This is a genomic window from Leptospira ainazelensis (assembly GCF_016918785.1).
Classification (GTDB): Bacteria; Spirochaetota; Leptospiria; order Leptospirales; family Leptospiraceae; genus Leptospira; species Leptospira ainazelensis.
In genome coordinates this window covers 85,264-104,495 of the sequence record NZ_JAFFPT010000032.1, presented here as the reverse complement: position 1 = coordinate 104,495, position 19,232 = coordinate 85,264, and the positions used below count along the sequence as shown (strand labels likewise).

General features: G+C 44.0%; 15 protein-coding genes and 2 tRNA genes. 14 read left to right on the top strand and 3 right to left on the bottom strand.

The features are described 5' to 3' along the window. Positions 1-4 precede the first annotated feature (4 nt). From JWG44_RS08995 to JWG44_RS08975, 5 genes are all read left to right on the top strand, one after another. Entirely contained in the window at positions 5-994 is a 990-nt protein-coding gene (locus tag JWG44_RS08995; protein WP_205274613.1) for a zinc-dependent alcohol dehydrogenase family protein, read from the top strand. 107 nt (positions 995-1,101) lie between these two features. Further along, the gene (locus tag JWG44_RS08990; RefSeq protein WP_205274612.1) at positions 1,102-1,650 is read left to right on the top strand and encodes a glutathione peroxidase; all 549 of its coding nucleotides are present in this window, start codon (positions 1,102-1,104) and stop codon (positions 1,648-1,650) included. Positions 1,651-1,660: 10 nt separating this feature from the next. Next, on the top strand, positions 1,661-2,572 hold the full coding sequence (locus tag JWG44_RS08985) for a ChaN family lipoprotein (protein ID WP_332460782.1): 912 nt from the start codon (positions 1,661-1,663) through the stop codon (positions 2,570-2,572). Positions 2,573-2,616: 44 nt separating this feature from the next. Further along, positions 2,617-5,394, top strand: coding sequence for a transglycosylase domain-containing protein (locus JWG44_RS08980; protein ID WP_205274641.1), 2,778 nt, complete (start codon positions 2,617-2,619; stop codon positions 5,392-5,394). Then, positions 5,384-6,952 carry a hypothetical protein gene (locus JWG44_RS08975; RefSeq protein ID WP_205274611.1) on the top strand — a complete coding sequence of 523 codons (1,569 nt, stop codon included), beginning with the start codon at positions 5,384-5,386 and terminating at the stop codon, positions 6,950-6,952. Before JWG44_RS08980 ends, JWG44_RS08975 begins: the two co-directional genes overlap by 11 nt. Before the next feature lie 431 nt (positions 6,953-7,383). Here JWG44_RS08975 and JWG44_RS08970 read toward each other — a convergent pair. Together JWG44_RS08970 and JWG44_RS08965 are read right to left on the bottom strand one after the other, a co-directional pair. Further along, a tRNA-Tyr gene (locus JWG44_RS08970) sits at positions 7,384-7,465 on the bottom strand. A gap of 11 nt (positions 7,466-7,476) precedes the next feature. Next, positions 7,477-7,549: transfer RNA gene (locus JWG44_RS08965), tRNA-Thr, on the bottom strand. Between the two features lie 192 nt (positions 7,550-7,741). Between JWG44_RS08965 and JWG44_RS08960 the strand changes: the two genes are divergently transcribed. The 5 genes from JWG44_RS08960 (at position 7,742) to JWG44_RS08940 (ending at position 12,037) form a co-directional block, all read left to right on the top strand. Beyond that, a complete protein-coding gene (locus JWG44_RS08960) occupies positions 7,742-8,128 on the top strand; it encodes a hypothetical protein (protein ID WP_205274640.1) in 387 nt (128 codons plus the stop codon). A 61-nt stretch (positions 8,129-8,189) separates the two neighbouring features. Beyond that, on the top strand, positions 8,190-9,014 hold the full coding sequence (locus JWG44_RS08955; protein WP_205274610.1) for a transketolase: 825 nt from the start codon (positions 8,190-8,192) through the stop codon (positions 9,012-9,014). A gap of 192 nt (positions 9,015-9,206) precedes the next feature. Further along, positions 9,207-10,106 carry a transglutaminase-like domain-containing protein gene (locus tag JWG44_RS08950; RefSeq protein WP_205274609.1) on the top strand — a complete coding sequence of 300 codons (900 nt, stop codon included), beginning with the start codon at positions 9,207-9,209 and terminating at the stop codon, positions 10,104-10,106. A 66-nt stretch (positions 10,107-10,172) separates the two neighbouring features. Beyond that, on the top strand, positions 10,173-11,132 hold the full coding sequence (locus JWG44_RS08945) for a polyprenyl synthetase family protein (protein ID WP_205274608.1): 960 nt from the start codon (positions 10,173-10,175) through the stop codon (positions 11,130-11,132). Between the two features lie 401 nt (positions 11,133-11,533). Further along, the gene (locus JWG44_RS08940; RefSeq protein ID WP_205274607.1) at positions 11,534-12,037 is read left to right on the top strand and encodes an SRPBCC family protein; all 504 of its coding nucleotides are present in this window, start codon (positions 11,534-11,536) and stop codon (positions 12,035-12,037) included. Between the two features lie 60 nt (positions 12,038-12,097). Here the strand turns inward: JWG44_RS08940 and JWG44_RS08935 are convergent, their stop codons facing one another. Beyond that, positions 12,098-12,847 (bottom strand): LIC10920 family plasminogen-binding lipoprotein, encoded by a 750-nt coding sequence (locus JWG44_RS08935; protein ID WP_205274606.1) that lies wholly within the window; start codon positions 12,845-12,847, stop codon positions 12,098-12,100. Between the two features lie 159 nt (positions 12,848-13,006). Between JWG44_RS08935 and JWG44_RS08930 the strand changes: the two genes are divergently transcribed. From JWG44_RS08930 to JWG44_RS08915, 4 genes are all read left to right on the top strand, one after another. Continuing rightward, positions 13,007-14,158 (top strand): LBF_2804 family protein, encoded by a 1,152-nt coding sequence (locus tag JWG44_RS08930; protein ID WP_232371570.1) that lies wholly within the window; start codon positions 13,007-13,009, stop codon positions 14,156-14,158. A 13-nt stretch (positions 14,159-14,171) separates the two neighbouring features. Then, positions 14,172-17,675 (top strand): PAS domain-containing protein, encoded by a 3,504-nt coding sequence (locus tag JWG44_RS08925; RefSeq protein WP_205274605.1) that lies wholly within the window; start codon positions 14,172-14,174, stop codon positions 17,673-17,675. 22 nt (positions 17,676-17,697) lie between these two features. Continuing rightward, positions 17,698-18,093 (top strand): response regulator, encoded by a 396-nt coding sequence (locus JWG44_RS08920; protein ID WP_205274604.1) that lies wholly within the window; start codon positions 17,698-17,700, stop codon positions 18,091-18,093. Between the two features lie 111 nt (positions 18,094-18,204). After that, positions 18,205-19,227, top strand: a complete 1,023-nt coding sequence (locus tag JWG44_RS08915; RefSeq protein ID WP_205274603.1) for an MBL fold metallo-hydrolase — start codon at positions 18,205-18,207, stop codon at positions 19,225-19,227. The last annotated feature ends 5 nt before the right edge of the window (positions 19,228-19,232 follow it).

Here is a 19,232-nt window from a genome sequence, read left to right as displayed (position 1 = left end):
TTTTATGAAAGCAATGATCATCCGTCGTTTCGGCGGTCCCGAGGTTTTTGAAGAAGGTGAAATACCAAAGCCTAAAATTCTTCCGAGTCACGTTTTGATCCGGGTCAAAGCAACGAGCGTAAATCCGGTGGATTACAAAATTCGAAAGTTCGGACCGGCAATCGCACCCGCACTTCCTGCGGTTCTTCACGGGGACGTCTCGGGAATCATCGAAGAGGTGGCAGATAACGTCTCACAATGGAAAAAGGGGGACGAAGTTTTCGGTTGTGTGGGAGGATTGATCGGAACAGGGGGCGCTTTGGCGGAATACATTCTTGCCGACGAAAGGTTGATCGCTCGAAAACCTAAAAATCTGAGTTTCGAAGAAACCGCGGTTCTTCCCTTGGTATCGATTACTGCTTGGGAAGGGCTTTTTGAAAAAGGAAATCTTCAGGCTGGAAATAAAATTTTGATTACGGGAGGAGCGGGCGGCGTCGGACATATCGCGGTTCAACTCGCACGTTGGGCCGGAGCTAGAGTGTTGGCGACGGCAACGGGAGAATCAAAACAGAACCTCGTCTTAAAACTCGGAGCCGAGGCTGCGAGTGGAAGAAGCGAAGCTGAGATTCAAGAAGTCGCTCTGAAACATTTCGGTTCTTCGGATTTCGATCTTGCGTTCGACACGGGCGGTGGAAGCGGTTTTGAAACCGCGATTGCGGCGGTTAAAAGAAAGGGAAAGGCGATTACGATCAACGCGTCCGGAACGTTCGATCTCGGAAAGGCTCATTCTAAAAGTTTGGATTTGGCCGTCGTCTTTATGCTGATTCCTCTTTTGTACAACGAAGGGAGGGAAAAACACGGTGCAATTCTAAAAGAAATATCCAGACTTGCAGAAGCGGGAATTCTTCACCCCGTCGTCGATCCTGAAACCTTTTCCTGGAAAAAAGTCGGAGACGCTCATCAAAAATTGGAAGAGGGAAGAAGTTTCGGTAAAATTTCAGTAGTGATCGATTGAACCGGTTTGGAATTCTCATTTGAAATCCGAAAGGGATCAAAGATTTGAAAAACGATTGATACAAAACCGGATTGGGATTTAAACTCTTTTCCAAGAAGGTATCATCCATGCAGTCGAAACTTTTCATTCTATTTTTTGTTTTTGGAATTCTTTTTCCAATCGCCGGAACTTTCGCAAAAGGAAGCTTTTACGATTTTAAAGTAAAGGATATCAAGGGAAACGAAATCGCTCTTTCGAAATACAAGGGAAAGGTCGTTATGGTTGTGAACGTTGCTTCGAAATGCGGCTACACGTATCAGTATGAACATCTCGAAAAAGTTTATAAAAAGTTTAAGGACCAAGGATTTGTCGTCGTCGGTTTTCCCGCGAATAACTTCGGAAGCCAGGAGCCCGGTTCGGACAAGGAGATCGAAACCTTTTGTAGAATTCAAAAAGGAGCGAGTTTTGATATGATGTCCAAAATCTCCGTTAAGGGAAAAGACCAACATCCGCTTTATCAGTATCTTACTCAAAATTCTCCGATCCCGGGAGAAGTGCAGTGGAACTTCGAGAAAATTCTGATCTCGAAGGATGGAAAGATCGAAGCTCGTTATCTTTCGGCGGTGGAGCCGGACAGCGCCGATGTTTTTCAAAAAATAGAATCTCTTCTCAAGTAAGAATTTTCTTTTGAATACTAAATTCAAAGTTTGTTCGGGAATTTTCGGCTCGATTCTTTTTGTTTTGAGTTTTTCTTCCCTTCGAGCTGAAGACATTCTCAAAACGGAAGAGGTTCCTCGAGCCGCTTCCATCCGGAAAGGGTCGACCAAAATGATCGCGACTCCCGATATGATTTTTGATTCATTCAAAAATTATGATATTCTAATTTTTGGAGAGGAACACGACGACATCGCAGGTCACAAGATTCGATTGGAATGGTTTAAAAAAATCGCCGCTTTAAACGAGGTGGTTCTTTCCTTGGAGATGTTGGAGAGGGATCAACAGAAGACCCTCGACGAATATTTAACCGGTCAAATCGGAGAAAAGGCTTTTTTCAATTCTTTAAAACTCTGGCCCAATCATCTCAGAGACTATCATCCATTCTTACAATACGCAAAGGAACATCGGATTCCAGTAATCGCTTCCAACGTTCCGAGGAAATACGTGAATTTGGTTTCTTCTTCCGGGCTCGAAACTCTCTTTCCGGTTCGTTCCGTTTTTTTGCCTCCGAAATATCTAGTTCGAAAGTTCTCCCAAGAAGGTTATGAGAATAAGATCAAAAATACTCTCAAAGAACATCCGGGGGCTCATTCGGATGAAACTCTACAAAGGAAATTTATAGACGCGCAGTATCTTTGGGACGCCGGGATGAGCGATGCGATTGCGAACGCGTTTTTGACCCGGGGGAAAAAGGTAGTTCATATCAACGGAAGATTTCATAGCGACGAAGGATTCGGCGTCACATATCGACTTCGGGAGCTCGGTTTTAAGGTGCTTTCGGTTTCGATGTTTCCTCTCAAAGCCGAAGAATCGATTCCTTTAGAGACCCTCACCGGAAACGATTTTACCGTCGTTACGGAAAGGAAAGAAAAAGAGAATTAAGTGCTTGTCTGGATCTAGAAGATCCTCCGACAATTAAGAGGATGATGGAGACAGGGATTCAAACTCTAAGAAGTCCTCGATTTCTTTGCCCTGAGTGTGGGACCGCGTCGCGATTGCCGGAAGGAGTTCCTACGGGTTCGGTCTTTCGCCTGACTTGTTATCAATGCGGCCATAAAGCTTTGGTGAGAATGGAACTTTCTCCTCCACCCTTGCCCCCCCGAGATCCGATCGTTTCCTCTCCCACAGTCAATCCTCCAAGACCGACGGAACTCCCGAGAAGAGAAGTGGGACTTCAAAATGCGGGAACTCCACCGATTTCCGCTCCACAAAAAGATCCCGAACCTTCCGGTCCGGGATTCTTAGAAAGAATTTCGAACTCTTTTGTGCAGATCAGGACTTTGTTCCGTGAAAAATTGCGGGAACTCCCGCAAAAGTTCCGGAGCTTACGAAAAAGCCCGATTCCCGATCCTCTTTTCGGCGACGAACGTCCGCTTCTTCGTCGGGAAAAAATCTCCTTCGAGGAAAAACCTTTTTTTGTAGTTCGAAGGGAGATCGAAGAGAACGATCAACCCCGGGTAAAAACCTTAGCAGAAAGACTTCGGGACCAAATGTCTTCTCATCGTCTTCGACTTCCCAACTTTGTCCTGCTTTCCGCCGGCGTTGTCATATCTCTTCTCCTTTTTGGAATGATCGTTTTTTGGGTGGGGGTCATTTCTCGAGAGTCGGAACTCCAACAGATGATTTCTCTTTTTTACAATCACCAGCCTTCCGTGATCTATGATAGAGACGGAAAAAAGGTCTCCGAGATCTTTGCAAAAAAGACTAGCAATTTAGAATGGGACGCTTACCCCGAGAATCTCAAAAAGATCGTTCTTCTGGTGGAAGACAGACGTTTTTTTTCCCACAGCGGAATCAATTATCTTTCCATCGCGCGTGCGATTCTCGTAAACATCACGAGTTTTCGTTTTAAACAAGGCGCATCCACGATCACACAACAGCTCGCGAGAATCCTCTTGGACGACCGCGAAAAAAGTCTGATACGAAAAATCAAAGAAGCGCAACTCGCATTCGCGCTCGAATATACGTATGAGAAAAAGCAAATATTCTTATATTATTTAAACAACGTATATCTCGGGCATGGCGCCTTCGGATTTTCGAGCGCCGCGGAATTTTATTTTAAGAAGAATCCGAACGAACTCACGACCGAAGAGATGATCGTCCTTGCCTCCTTGGCGTCCGCGCCGAATCGATATTCGCCTCTGAAAAATCCGGATCTTTCCAGGCAAAGGGTCAATGCGATCATTCACTCCTTTCGAGAAGACGAAATCTTAAAAGAAAATCCGAAGACGAAGTTGGACGAACTCTATCTTTCCTTTCACATGCGTTCTCCGGGAGAAACCGTTTTCGGGAATCGAAGGGATCATTCTCCTTACGTTACGGAGCACGTTCGAAAATTCTTAAATTCTCTCTATCCCGATTCCAATATCTATGAGACCGGGGGATTTTCGATCTATACTACGATCGCGGAACCGGTCCAAGCCGAACTTCAAAAAATCGTAAAGTCTTACGTGGACAACGTCCAGAAGAACGGACTCGTTCGAAAGACAAAACTCACGGACAATAAGAATTCCAGCGAGACCGCGGTATTTAGAAAATACGTTCAGGATCTTTCTCCGGCTCTCGAACTTTTTATGGATACGGATTCCTTTTCTAATACTAACGAGTCAGGGCTCCAAGCCGCGTTAGTCGCCGTTGATCCTTCCACCGGTGAAATCCTTTTGATGCACGGTGGATCCGAATTTAAAGCCGACAACCAGCTGGATCGAACGACCGGGATGAAACGTCAGACCGGATCTTCTATCAAACCGATTCTTTATTCCGCGGCGATAGAAAACGGACTTATCAATGCTTCTTCCCGAATTTTGGACGCCCCTCTCATCTATCGAAATCAAACCGGAAATTGGATGCCCGAAAATATCGGAAATCAATACGACGGAGATATCAGCGTTAGACAAGCTTTGGCAAAATCCAAAAATACGGCCGCGGTTCAGATCGCTGAAAAACTCGGGATTTCAAGAATTCAGGAATTCTTCCAAAAGTTTTTCTTTCCGGATTCTAAGATGCTTCAATCCAGATTTAGAGGAGATCTTTCTCTGGCTCTCGGTTCTCTGGAAATTTCACCGCTGGAAATGGCGTCCGCATATTCTGCGTTTGCAAACGACGGGTCGATCAAACGTCCTTATCTGATTCAAAAGATAACCGATCGTTCCGGAAAGATCATCTATGAAAGAAAGGCGACGGATGAATTCGGTTTAAAAGTTCCGGAAGAGAGAAAGGTTTTATCTTCGCAAGTTGCGGAGATTATGATCGATCTTCTTCACGGGAGCGCCAACTCTGCCGGCGTAAGAAACAACGGATACAAAGGAGAAGTCGCGGGAAAAACGGGAACTACTAACGACAACCGAGACAACTGGTTCGTAGGAGTCAAACCGGGATTGTCTATGGCGATCTGGCTTGGATACGACGATCCAAGTTTCGGACTCGGTTCGTCTGCGTTAGGCGGAACTGTGGCGGCTCCGCTTTGGGGCGCGGTCGCGAAAGTATTCGAGTCTGCGGAAGACGCGGAAGAATTAAAACGAAGATATCCCGTAACCGAACACGCGATCACCGCGACCGTTTGTGAAGAATCCGGAAAACTTCCCGGCCCATCCTGCAAACATTCCAAAAAAGAACTATTTAAGAATGGAACGGTGCCTTCCGAAGTTTGTCCTCTCAATCACGGAAGCGACGCGAAACGGGAAGTTCTCAGAAATGTATTCTAAACGTCTTGGATTTATTCTTTTCTTTCTGATTTTCGTTTTGAATTTGGAATCCGTCTCTTACGAGGACGCGTATGCTATGGAAAAAGAAGATCCTCTTTTTTCGATTCCATTGTACGAAGAATTGCTTCGCACTTCTCAGAAGTCGGATATTCGAAAGACGGCTTCTTCCAGACTTTTTTTTCTCTACGAAAAATATCGCAAATACATTCCGGCGATTTTGATCATGAGCCGTTCCGGAAAGATTACTGATAAAAAAGGAAAGTATCCGTCCATTGTCACAGAACTCGCCGGGGGGTTGAACGTAAGTCCTTCCGCTTTGGTCTCGGTGATTTCAGGATGCAGCAGGCCGATCCCCGATCCCGATCCATTTTTTCAAGAGCAAACTCAGAAAGAAAATTCACCGGAAACATCGGCGGAAGAATCGATCGAAACGTCGACGGTTTTGCCCGCTAGCGAACTTCCCTTTTTATTCAAAATTCTTTCGAAAAAAGAAAACTCGTCGCTCTATAAGGCTTGTTATGCGGTAAAAATCAAAACGGGCGATTACGACGGCTGGGAAAAGATTCACACATTCGGAGTGATGAGAAACGTCCTAAATCCGGAAACTTCTCTCGCTTTGAGAATCAGTTATACTCTTCATTCGGATCGTGGAAGCGCTTATAAAAGAATCTACGCCGGCGGTAAATTAAAATCCTTAAGCGAAGACGGAAAATCGGATCTTTTATATCTCTACGGAAAGTTTTTGAGAAACTTGGGGAAGTTCGATTCTTCCGCTCGTTATTTTTGGATGAGCAGTTCTTACGGGAACAAGGAAAGAGGAAAGATTGAAACCGCAAAAACACTTCTTGCATCCGGAAGAAAACAAGAAGCCTGCGCGCAGATCGTAAAAGGATTTTCTCCCGGAGACGAATCCGAGGAACTCTTAAATAGGATCTGTTTTAAAAACTTTGAGGACGGTCATCCCGGACAAGAACTTCTGAAGGCGATTCGGATTTTAAATTCGGATTCTCCCGATCCGGTTTTTGAATATCTTCTGGGAAAAGGCTTTTCTCAGAAGACTGAGGACTCGGATCCGGAGGATTCTAACGAAAATTCTTCGCGTTATGCGAAACTTCTGGATGAAAAACTTTTTAGCGGAGATAAAAATCAAACTCCGTTCTGGGATTATCGAAAATCCGAAGTTACTTTTTTTATTTCGGCAAACCCGGCATTTCTCTGCAAACAAGGCCGTTCCTCGTTATTTAAGAAAGGTCTAATACAACCTCAGAATTGTGTTCCCTTTTCAGGATTTTCCTCGGAAGCAATTTTAGAGAGTCCGCTTTTTAATACGGATCAAGAAGAATGGAGTCTTGTTTTTGCAAATTCTTCTTACAACTCGATCCCGGGACGTCTTGTTTTTCGCAACGAAACTTCCGAAGAATCTCTTCAAGTCACAAACCTTGTCTATCGCAAAGCTTTGAATCGTTTTTTTGCGGAGGGATTTTCCGGCGACGGAAAGTATCGTTTTTATTCTTTGGATTGGAAGAATGTTCAGGCGAATGTTCCGGAAGGAAATTGAATTTCCAACGTTGATTCTTCTTATTCTTTTTCCGATGTAATTTTGGAAAAAGAATCTTTCATATTTTTCGGTTTAGAGAGTTTTTGTTTTGGTTCTCTTTGTTTTTGAATATTCAATTTTTTTAAATTAGGGGAAAACTATTGTGGGCAGGCGCGTGGCTGAACTCAGTGCAACACTCTCTATGGGTCGTGTTGCAGGATTCGCCGTTACGCAGTCTCGCGTCGTGCTCGACTAAGCTCCACGGCGTCTTTTTCGCTCACTCATCCAGAAACTCAGCAGTTTTCTCCCTATGGGTCAAAACCTATCGTGGATTCGTGTCGCGTTTTTCGCTTCTTATGGAAGCTCAAAACGCTTTCGCTCAAAAGCTTCGAATCCTTCTTTCGGATTCGTTTTTGATGATTAGATTTTTGTAAATTAGGGAAAAACTATTGTGGGCAGGGAAGGATTCGAACCTTCGAAGACATAGTCAGCAGATTTACAGTCTGCCCTCGTTGGCCACTTGAGTACCTACCCGAAGAGAAATTAGCTGCCTATAGGAATCGAACCCACAACCGTCTGATTACAAATCAGATGCTCTACCAATTGAGCTAAGGCAGCAATTTTACTATGAAAACCAGTATTTCGGGCAGTTTTCCTTGGTCAAATAAAAAATCCGAGATGGATCTTCTCTTGAGAATTGGTTTAGAAACGGAGAACCTTAAATCTTTATCTACGATGAATTGCGGTTTTCTCGGGAAATGGTCCGAAAAAGTGTTTCGAAAGTCGGAACTCATCCGAAAATGGAAAGAGATGATTTTAACCCTAATCAATGTCGGAATGGCGATTTCCCTCCTAAGTTTTTACGCGGGTTATTATTTTCGTTTTAGAAAAAATCTTCTCCATCGCATTTTCAATTTGATTGGAACCGCGCTGAATTTGACCACTGCAGTCGGACTTTTATACGTGAAATACCTGGGTGGGGGTTTGGAGAATGCGGGAATCGTTCCAAACGCGGATCGCTGGATCATCGATACCCACAGAGCGTTTGCCGCCTTGACCTTGGTCTTGATGCTTCTTATGGCATGGTCCGGGATTACGCGAAAAAAAGAATTTCACAGAAAACTACACTATATTTTCCTTCCTCTATACACCGTGATTTTTCTTTCCGGCTTGGTTTTGTTTCGCTCCACGAACTGACCTTCTTTCGGCGCCTCTTTCCCGAGGTTGGAAATCTCTATCGTAATCACATAGGAAGAATATGAACGAAATCAACGAACTCAAGAATTTCGCAAACGAACTCAGAAAGAGCGTGATCCGAATGGTGACCGCCGCGAATTCCGGTCACCCGGGCGGGCCTTTGGGTCTTGCCGATATCTATGCGGTTCTATATAAGAAAATTCTAAACCACAAACCGTCCGATCCTGAATGGGAAGAAAGAGATCGCTTGATTCTTTCCAACGGTCACGTCTGCGCGATTCGTTACGCGGCGATGGCTCATTCCGGTTATTTTCCGGTGGAAGAGCTGCTCACCTTCCGTAAGTTGAACAGCAAACTCCAAGGGCATCCTTCCACACGTTATATGAAAGGGATAGAAAGTTCTTCCGGTTCTCTCGGGCAAGGTCTTTCCGTTTCAGTCGGACTTGCGCTCGGTGCAAAGTTGAAAAAACAAAATCATAAGATCTATACTTGTATTTCCGACGGAGAATGTGGAGAAGGGATGACCTGGGAAGCGGCCCAATCCGGCGCGCACTATAAATTGGATAACTTAATCGTTTTTATGGATAAGAATGGAATCCAAATCGACGGATTTACAAAAGACGTAATGAATCTCGAACCCCTCAGTGAAAAATTTCTTGCCTTCGGTTGGAACGTCTTAGAAGCGGACGGTCACAACATAGAACAAATCGTAGAAGCCTTTGAAAAAGCGAAACTTCACAAAGGTTCCCCCACGATCATTTTGTTTAATACCATACTTGGAAAGGGTGTTTCTTTTATGGAAAACAATCCTGGATGGCATGGAACTCCTCCGAAGCCGGAAGAAGAGAAAAAAGCTCTCGAAGAATTGGCCGCGCTTTCCGTTTGAGATCGATCGCTCCTCAAGTAAATTGAGGAGCGTTTCTTTTTTTTAATTCTTTCCGAATCCTCTTTTCATTTTTTTAGCACTTTCTCCAACCGACCGTAAGACATAGTAATTTATCATTCGCATTTCATTTTTTCTAAAAATGAATTTCATTCCGAATTGACTCATTTCGTTTTTTGGAAAATGATCTAGTTTATGCCCTCATCTGATTCTTACTTTGATTCTCTTTCCTTTCCTCCCGAGAAGTTGGAAGAAAAATTCTATCAGTTAGAATTTGCGGGAGTGCAGGATAAGATTCAAGTAATGCGAGAGATTGCCGAAATGGTCCCTTGGCAATACAGGATCAGCGACTTTGTGGACGAATTTAAGGATCCTACGCTCCGAGTTTATGCCCGTTCCATCTCTTCGATCGTTCATCTCGAACGTATTAACTCGCGTTATATGCTTCTTGCGGGTAAAGGACATATCAACGACTACTCGGATCTGGAAGAAGCGGTCTTTCTTCTTTCGAGCGTAGGCGACCCGGACGCTTCTTACCACGAATTTAAAATCTATCTCGATCAGTTGGCGCTCAGGGTGGAAGAGCTCTGCGATCTCAATCCTGAATATGTTTCCGAAGAACTCAAAGTTCATTTTTTAACAAGGGTTCTTTCCTCGGAAGAGAACTTTCAGGGAAACAACGATCAGTATGACGATCCGAACAATTCTTTTGTAACTCGAATCGTCCGCACTCGAAGGGGAATTCCGATTTCTTTATCTTCCATCTATCTTCTTGTAGGACAAAGACTTTCTCTTCCCCTCTACGGGGTGAACATGCCTCTTCACTTTCTTTTACACTTCGATTCTCCGGACTACGAGACGTTTATCGATCCTTTTCACGGAGGGGTTCTTCTGGATAAATCGACTTGTATCCGTTTTTTGGAAGCCAACAGTTTTACCCCGAGTGAAAGATATTTCACACGCGCGAGCACTCTTTCCATCATCAAAAGAATGTATCGGAATCTGATCCATATCTACCGTAAGGAACAGTATCGGGATATGGAAGATATCCTCGCTCGCCAACTCCTGATTCTTGAAAACAAACTGAAAGCATAGGCTCCTCAAAGAGTTCTGCTTGAGCCTATACAGATATTTTGAATACTGGCCCCACGGGAAGAGGTAGTGAAAGTATCGGTACTGAAAGATTCTTTAGTTCGGAAGTTTGATAAAAAACTGGAGGCGATCATTCGTGAGGATCTCAAAATTCTCGCAGAAATCAAAACCTACACGATCCGATCCGGCGGGAAACGGATTCGCCCGATCTTACATTACTGTCTCTGTCAACTCCTCGGATATTCCGGTAAATACTGGCTGGACGTAGGCGCGATCGCAGAGTTGATTCATGCCGCGAGTTTGCTCCACGACGACGTTGTGGACGAGGCGGAGACCAGGCGCGGGCTCCAGAGCGTAGGTTCCAAATTCGGCAATAAAACCGCGATTCTTGCCGGAGACTATCTTTTGGCCTGCGGAATCGATCATCTCAACGGTCTTGGTTATCCGGAACTCATGGACATTTTTACCCAGGTCATAAAGGATCTATCGGTTTCGGAACTCATCCAAATGGAATGGGAAAAAAACCCGAAAATAACATTAGAAATTTATAATAGAGTAGTTTACGGAAAAACGGCCTCCCTTTTCGGGGCAGTTACTTCCGCAGCCGGAATACTTTCCGAAAAACAAGAGAAAGAAAAGAAAAAACTCAGACAATTTGGAATCGATCTCGGTTCCTTTTTTCAGAAAAAGGACGATGCTATCGATTATTTTTCTCCTGCGAGTAAGAGCGGGAAAGTTCCTCTCAAGGATTTTTACAACGGTTTGTATACGTATCCGATTCTTCTTCTTTTGGAAAGGGCGGAAAAGAATGATAAAAAGCTGGTTCATTCTTTGTTTGCAAAATCCGAACGGTCTCAAGGAGACGGAGTCGTGATTCTAAGCTTACTTTCCCGTTATCAGATTCGGGAAAAGATGGACGGAGAGTTTCAAAACATAGCGGACAATCTGATGAAATTCTTAAACGGATTTCCGGAATCCGGAATTCGCAATCTTTTAAAAGACCAAATTCTAAAACTCTTAGAAGAATAGGTTTGCATTTCTTTTCGAAACACTTTTTACTGTGTCCCCGACGTCGCAAAATTTTCGACGGATCCTTTTGTTTCACTTTTTCTGAAATGGATTCAAGTTCCTAAGAGGAATTATTCTCCTTGTTCGGGAAAAAAAAGAACCCCGAGAATCCTTATGAGACTGTTTGTAGGAGTTCCTACATTCGAGACTTTTTACTTGCAAAATTATGATTTTCTGATAGAGCAAAGTCGCCCGGGGCCCTTCCACCACCCACCCCGCCACCCAAAATCAGGGTGGGGCGCGCGACTTTTTCACTGAGGTCTGTCGTTGTTACGACGGATTTGTCTTGAGATTGCGGGTAAGGTAGGCGCCATAACGCATGATAGAAATCTTATATAGTTTAAAGAATGGGAGAAAGTAAGATGACGCCTAAAGTTTTTCCTCAGATCGATTCCGATCTGGATTTGGTTTTCGAAAGAATCGTCGACGTTCCTCGCGAGCTGGTCTGGGCCGCGTGGACAAAACCGGAACACATCGTAAAGTGGTTCACCCCCGCACCTTGGAAGACAATCGATTGTGAAATCGATCTTCGTCCCGGCGGAATTTTCCGTACTACGATGCAATCTCCCGAAGGGGAGAATTTTCCGAATTTGGGTTGTTATCTTGAAGTAATCCAGAACGAAAAACTTTCTTGGACCGACGCTCTGCAACCCGGTTTTCGTCCCTCGCCGGATCCGACAAATCCTTTCGGATTTTTTACCGCGATTCTCACTTTAGAGGTTCACGGAAAGGGAACAAAATACGTTGCAACGGCGATTCACGGAAATGAAATCAATCGTAAAAAACACGAAGAAATGGGTTTTCACGAAGGTTGGGGAAAGGCGCTCGATCAGCTTGTGGAGCTTACAAAAACAATGAAACTTTAATATACAAAGATGGCGATTCTCTAAGGCCCGCCATCTTCTTTTTTTGCCGGAAGGAAATTCTTATTGGGTGGTCGCGCTTCCGCTTGGAATCACATTCGGTGCGTTACAGGAAATCGATCCCGTAATGGTAACCGAAGTTCCGGCGGCAGACGCGGTCGAAACGCAGGTTTGATTGTCCTGGGTAAAACATTGTTGTGTGGTAGTAACGGAAGTACAATTTACGTTATCGGACGTATAACACTGATTCAGAATTCCGGTCGTCGTCGAACTTGCGAGTAGTTTTCCAGTGAGAGAAAGATCGATGTCCATATACTGGAGGGTTTGTTGTTGGGCCGCTCCGCTACTATTCGGATAAACCGGAATCCCGGAAGCTCCCCATTCTACCTTACCTACGTTTCCGGTGACGGTTCTTGCAAACGCCCCTCCGGAATAACTAAAACCTTGCTGCGGATCCACTGAACCTTGGTATTGGGAAGAATCAAATTGAAACCGTAACACCAAAGATTCTCCGGTTGTTTTCATGATCAATTGACTCGTAATCGTATAGCGTGTGTTTGTCGAACCCGATGTTGTGGTAGGCGTGCTAGTAGTAGTTCCGGTAGTTCCGGTGGAAGAAGTGGTTCCGGGAACGGCGACTCCACAAGAGGATATTTTTTCCTCATCCACTTCTCCGTTGATAAAAATGATGTCGCTTGTTCCGACGGCTAAAACCTGAAGATCGACTTTGTTTTGGTCCTTATCGTTTTGGCAATTGAGAAAAATCGCCGTGCTCAAAATCGATATAAAAAGAACGGAATAATAACGTTTCATAGGATGCCTTTAATTCATTCTGATTGGAAAGCAAAAGAAGGTCAAGAATGAAATTGAACTTGCTTTCTCGTTTCGACCCGGTATTTAGAAGATCGTTCCGTCGCACCCCGATTCTGAAATAAAAATTGAAAGAATGGTTTGACACACTCGGAAAAAGGAATGAACTCCCGGCGCATGGAAAAAAGCCCACGAGTTGCAGAATATAAACCGGGGATTTTAGAACGCTGGGGCATTCGCGTTTTACGAAATCTCGCACAAAGAGACAAAAGATCTCCCGGAAACTGGACACGTCAAGAATTTGGAGCCGGTTCTAGGAAGATCATAGGCTGGACCGTTTTTTGGTCCTTACAAACCGGTTTTTGGACTACCTTCTTTATCATCCTTGTTGAAAAAATATTTCCGGAAGCCCCGGAACTTTGGTCTTCCGTCTTTTTGGAAAAATGGTTTTGGACGGGGCTGGCTCTTTTGCTGGGAACCGTTTTGGAATTTTATCTTCTCTATCGAATCGGCCTTTCTTCCGTCTACAAAATGACTCGTCTCGCCGGCTTGGATTTGGAAGAGGATCCCGATTTGATCACCGGAGTCAGCAATCTTCTTTCTAGGCTCGCTCTCGAAATTCCGGATCCGGATCTGAGGCTTTTGGGAATCGATCCGTATCGTCTAACAAATAAACAGAGCCTTTTTATAACAACTCTTCTCTACAAGGCGAAGGTATTTCTCTCGAATTTGGTAGCTAAGATCGTAATTCGAAAAATTCTCGCGAGAAACTCGTTTCGAGTTTACGCCGACTTCGTCGCCGCTCCCATCACTGCGATTTGGGACGCAATCGTACTTTATATTATTCTTAAGGAGTTGAGAACCCGGCTTCTTACTCGAATTTTGTCCAAAGAACTCGTAGACGATATTCTTTCCAAAAAAAATTCTCTGAGTCGCGAAGCGAAGATCGCGTGTATGACCGCGATCGGAAACTCCGTGGTTTTTACTCAGAGATTTCATCCGAACTTAGAATACATTCTTATCAAACTTCACAAGGCTTTTCAGATCGAAAATTATCACTTTCGTTTGGACGAGTGGGAATCGCTCGAAAAACTTTTAAAGGACTTGAATGAAGAAGAAAAAGAACTCTGTCTAAAAATATTGAGCATAACTTGCTGTTTTGATGGTAAAATTTCATCCTTCGAAAAAAAACATCTCCCGCTCGTTTTCGGCGAGAAATCAAAGGAAAGATTGGAATGGGTAGAATCTCTTGCAAATTCGATTGGACGCGGGGACTTGGAAGAAGCGCGGGAACTTTCCAAGCTGGCTCCTTGATAGGATCATTCCAATGCAATTAGTCGTCCAGTGGTTTGAATCCATATTTCAAACGATTCCTCTTTCTCTTTTGGAGGTCTGGGGAAGTTTCGGCTATTTCATAGGTTTGATTTTTATGATCGCCGCGTTCGGAGGTTTTACGTTCAAACCCGGAGGAAAACTTGGATTCGGAAGAGAAAGACAATCTTGGGATGCGCAGGCTTTTTTAAGCATTCCCCTCACGTTCGTCCTCATCTTTATCACCGGGTATTTAGGTTCGTTTATCGTTTTGGTTCCGGGGGCTCAGACCTTCGAGTCTCTCAAGGATCTTTCGGTTTTTCTTTGTATCGTTTTGTTCGGTTATCCGGCTTTGATCGCGGTTCCTTTCGCCTACGGTCTTTCCGATCTGATAGAAGGTGTTCCGCCGAACTTTTTAGCGGATTGGTTGTTGGGATACTTTATAAATCCTGCATGTTTCTGGGTCGCTTATCAATTGATAGGAAAAGATCCGGATTTTCGAAAGATCAAAACCTGGTTTTACTATTTGATTTTTGTTTTTGTCTTTATGGCGGTCGAACCTCAGCTATGGGGTTATATCTGCGCGAATCAGTTCACTCCGGGAATTTCCTATAAGAATATAACTCCCGCTCTTTTTTTTACGACCTCGATCACTTGGGTTCTTGCGCCGTTTGCGACTCTTGTTGCTTTTCCCCTCGCGAAAAAATACGGATTGTTCTGGAATCAAATTCCGGGTCACGTAAGGGAATTCGTATTCAATCGAAAGGAGTTGCTCTGGAGCGAAGTCAAGAATCAAAACGAAGGAGAGGAAAATCCGATTCTTGGTTTGCCGATTCGGATGTTTATGGTGACTCCGTTTATTTTTCTCGTGATGGTGATGGTGGGAATGACGGCCTACCTCAATCTAAAAAGTTCCGAGAATGCGGCGGATAAGCTTGCGGGAAGATTACATCAGGAAATTTCCGAAAACATCAATCTTCAATTGGATCGATATCTTGAGAATTCTAAAAAACAGGAAGAGTCAGATCGTCTGAAGGGAATTCTTCTCCTCCTAAAATCGACGAGTATAGCGGAACACGGCCGTGCGATCATCATAGATCGATCCGGAGCTCTGATCGGTTCTTCCAAATATGAAAACGCAGGAGACTGGAAACAAGGAGTCGAAGGAGATCCTGTTTTTGTAAACGCGATTCAAACTCTGAGAAAAAATCTGGTGGATCTCAATTTGTTGAAATCTCCCGTACAATTCAGCTTTGATGTGATCACTGCGAAACCTTTGTCTTTGGAAACGTGGCTTACCCAGGCAACACCTTACGATGATAATCACGGAGATAAGAATTGGATCGTGATCACGGCGATTCCCGCCGCGTATTATTTGGAAGGAGTAAGAATCGGGAGCAGTCAATCCGCGATGGTGTTTGCGATCGCTCTTACACTTTCTCTTTTAGTAGGCGCGTTTCTCGCTGGAATCGTTACGGCTCCGATTCAAAAAATTCTGAACGCAAGCCGCGCGATGGCTCACGGAGATTTTAAACAAAGAGTTCCGAGCAGTCGTCTGGAAGAATTGGGAACTCTTTCCCATTCTTTCAATCACATGGCGGAACAACTTCAGGAATCGTTTCGAAGGACGAAGTCGAGCGAAGAAAGATTTCGAGATCTTGTGGATACGACGCCCGGAATCGTTTGGGAAGCCGACGCGACAAACTTTAATTTCACTTTCGTAAGTCAACAGGTAGTAAGTATGCTCGGTTATTCCATCGAGGAATGGAAGGAGCCGGGTTTTTGGGCGAACCATCTGCACCCTGATGATCGAATCTGGGCCGTCGATTTTTGTATCTCTTGTACGGGAAAAATGGAAGCTCACGACTTTGAATACCGATTTTTGAAAAAGGACGGAAGTTCGGTCTGGCTTCGGGATATAGTAAAGGTGATAGTTTCCGACGATCGCCCAAAGTGGTTGCGAGGAGTGATGGTCGACATAACCGAACTCAAACGAATCGAGGAGAATCTTCGGGAAAGAAATCAGTTTATAGAATCGATCCTGGATATCACTCCTGATATATTATATATTTACGATATAGTGGAGAAAAAGAACGTCTATAGCAATAACGGAATTGAAATCGTCCTAGGCTACACGGTGGAACAACTTCAATCCATGGGAGATCGAGTGATTCAAAGTCTGATGCATCCGGACGACTACGAAATTTATCTCAACGAAGTCCTTCCGCGTTATGAGAAATCGAGCGATAAGGATTTGATCGAACACCAGTATCGGATGAAACATATCCACGGAAATTGGAGATGGCTGCTCTCCAGAGAATTGATTTATAAAAGAAATTCAAACGGATCTCCCACTCAAATTTTCGGAATTACCTACGATATAACTAAGAGTAAGGAAGCGGAAGAGACCATCTTGGATCTAAACGCAAACTTGGAAAAAAAGATCGATCTTCGAACCGAGGAACTTCGAAAGTCGAACGCCGATTTGGTGGAAGCCGTTCACAATCTCGAAAAGATTATGAAGGAACTTCACGGCGCGCAGGATCAATTGCTTTTATCCGAAAAGTTAGCCGCCATCGGTCAGCTCGCCGCGGGAATGACTCACGAGTTGAACACTCCTTTAGGCGCGATCGTATCTTCGAACCGAGCCATTTTGGAAATTCTTCAGAACGAAATCAGAGAGATTCCCAACTTGATTTTTAATTTTAACGAAGAGGAAATCAGGGATTTTAGAATTCTTTTAACAGAAAGTCTACAAGACGCTTCCCAATCGGAAATTATCCCGAATCGAAGTTTGAAAAAAGAACTCGTTCAATTATTTAAAAACTCAGGGATTCCGGATTTTGACAACGTCGCGAATGCTGTGTTGGATTCGGGAGTATATCGATTGAAAGAAAAACTTCCGGAGCTTCTCAAGACCGATAAAAGAATGGAGATTTTGACCGCGGTATCCTCTTTTTCGACGATCGTAAGATTGAGCAACGTGATTTCGATCGCGAGCGGAAAGGCGTCTCATGTTGTGGAGGCTCTGAAGAATTATCTAAATCCGGGAATTAACGATCAAGAGGGGGAAATCGTTCCCGTGGATATAAAGTCGGAAATTGAAACCATTCTTACCTTATATCATACAAAGATAAAATACGGAGTCGAGGTAATTCAGGATTATCGGACGAACGAGTTCTGCCTTGGAGACGGAAACAAACTCAATCAAGTTTGGATCAATCTTTTGAATAATGGTTTGCAGTCTATGAATTATCAGGGGAAGATTGAAATCCGTATCGAAAAACAAGATTCTTGGATCATAACTTCTTTTACAGATTCCGGAGGCGGTATTCCGGATTCCGTAAAAGACAAAATTTTCGATCCTTTTTTTACTACAAAAAAACAAGGCGAAGGAATCGGACTCGGATTGGACATTTGTAAAAAAATCATAGAGAAGATGGGCGGAAAGATAGAGTTTGAGAGTGTTCCTGGAAGAACAACGTTTAGCGTGTGGCTGAAGTCCGCAGGCTCGGTATAACGGAGATACCTTTAATAAGATTATGACTAATAACGCTATTCTCTGCGTGGACGACGAGCCGATCATTTTGATCGCATTAAAACAAGAGTTAAAAAAACAATTCGGAAACGAATTTCAATACGAAACCGCGATCAATGCGCAAGAAGCCCTTGAGGTCGTGGACGAGTTGGTAGGAAACGGGATCAACGTGATTCTTATACTTTCCGATTGGAGAATGCCCGGTATCAAGGGAGACGAATTTTTAATCTTAGTTCATCAAAAATATCCGAACATACGTTCCATCCTGATTACGGGTCACGTAGACGAAGCCGCGGCGGAAAGAGTTATGAAGGAAGCGGGAACGTATGCCGTTCTTCCTAAACCCTGGGATCCAAAACAATTGTTGGACGCCGTTAAAGTTTGTTGCGGTAAGAATTAGCCGATTTCGAAATTCTTACCGCAGCGTATGGATTGAAATTTCATTTGCCCGTTGGTGGTCGCCAAAAGACCTTGTTATCAAAGGGAGAAACTCCTTTTTTGGGAGAGTTTAATGAAAATTCATCGATACGATTCCATACCCGACGTGCAGGAAATCGGAGATGGAATTTTCAAAACTGAAATTCCTCAACCGTTCTATTCGCCTAACAACATTTATATCCTTCCCGACGGCGAACCTACTATCATCGATTCGGGTTATATTGAAAATCTCGGACTTTTACAAAAGGCGCTCAAGAAGATCGGTCTTTCTCTGAGCAAGATCAAACACATTATCTATACTCACAATCATTTGGATCATATGAGCGCGGCCCTAACTCTTCGCTATTATACGGACGCAAAGTTATACGCTATGGCGGGAATGGCGGCGGGTATCGACAACTACGTGGAATTTGTTCAAGTATTTCAAAGGGCGATGAGAAGATTGGTTTACAAAGGACATCACGATAATTCCGTTCGTGCTCAGGAACTCAAAAGAGTGGACACGGGGATTTTTGAATTTCAGGACGCTCTCAACAATTCGGAAAGAGTCGATCCCTATCTAAACTTCGACGTCGAACTGGTGGAAGGCGATGTGATCGTAGCGGGCGGGAGAGAGATCGGAATTCTTTATACACCCGGACACAATCGATGGCATCTGACTCCTTACATTTTAGGAGAAAAAATTTATTTCACAGGCGATTTGGTTTTACAAAACATTTCCTCCATCTATGCGGAGATCGACGGAAATCTTTACGACTATCATCAATCCTTGGATCGACTTTCCAAACTGCCGATTCGAAGACTTCTCCCCGCACACGGACCGGAACCGGAAGACCCGCAAAGGGCGATCAAACTTCTTTCAAAAACTCTCAACCTCTTGGAAAGGGGCGTGGTTCGTCGTTTAAAGGAAAACGATCAGGATCTTTCCACTCTTGTGTTGGAGGCAATGGGAGAAAAGGTGGCGAATAGCGGTTACTATAACACCGCTTTGGCGATTATGCATTCTCTGATTCGCAAACTGATCGATCAAGGCCAAGTGCGGATAATGGAAATCGATCCTCCGTATGAAAAGTATCACTGGATCGGCGGAGAATAAGATTT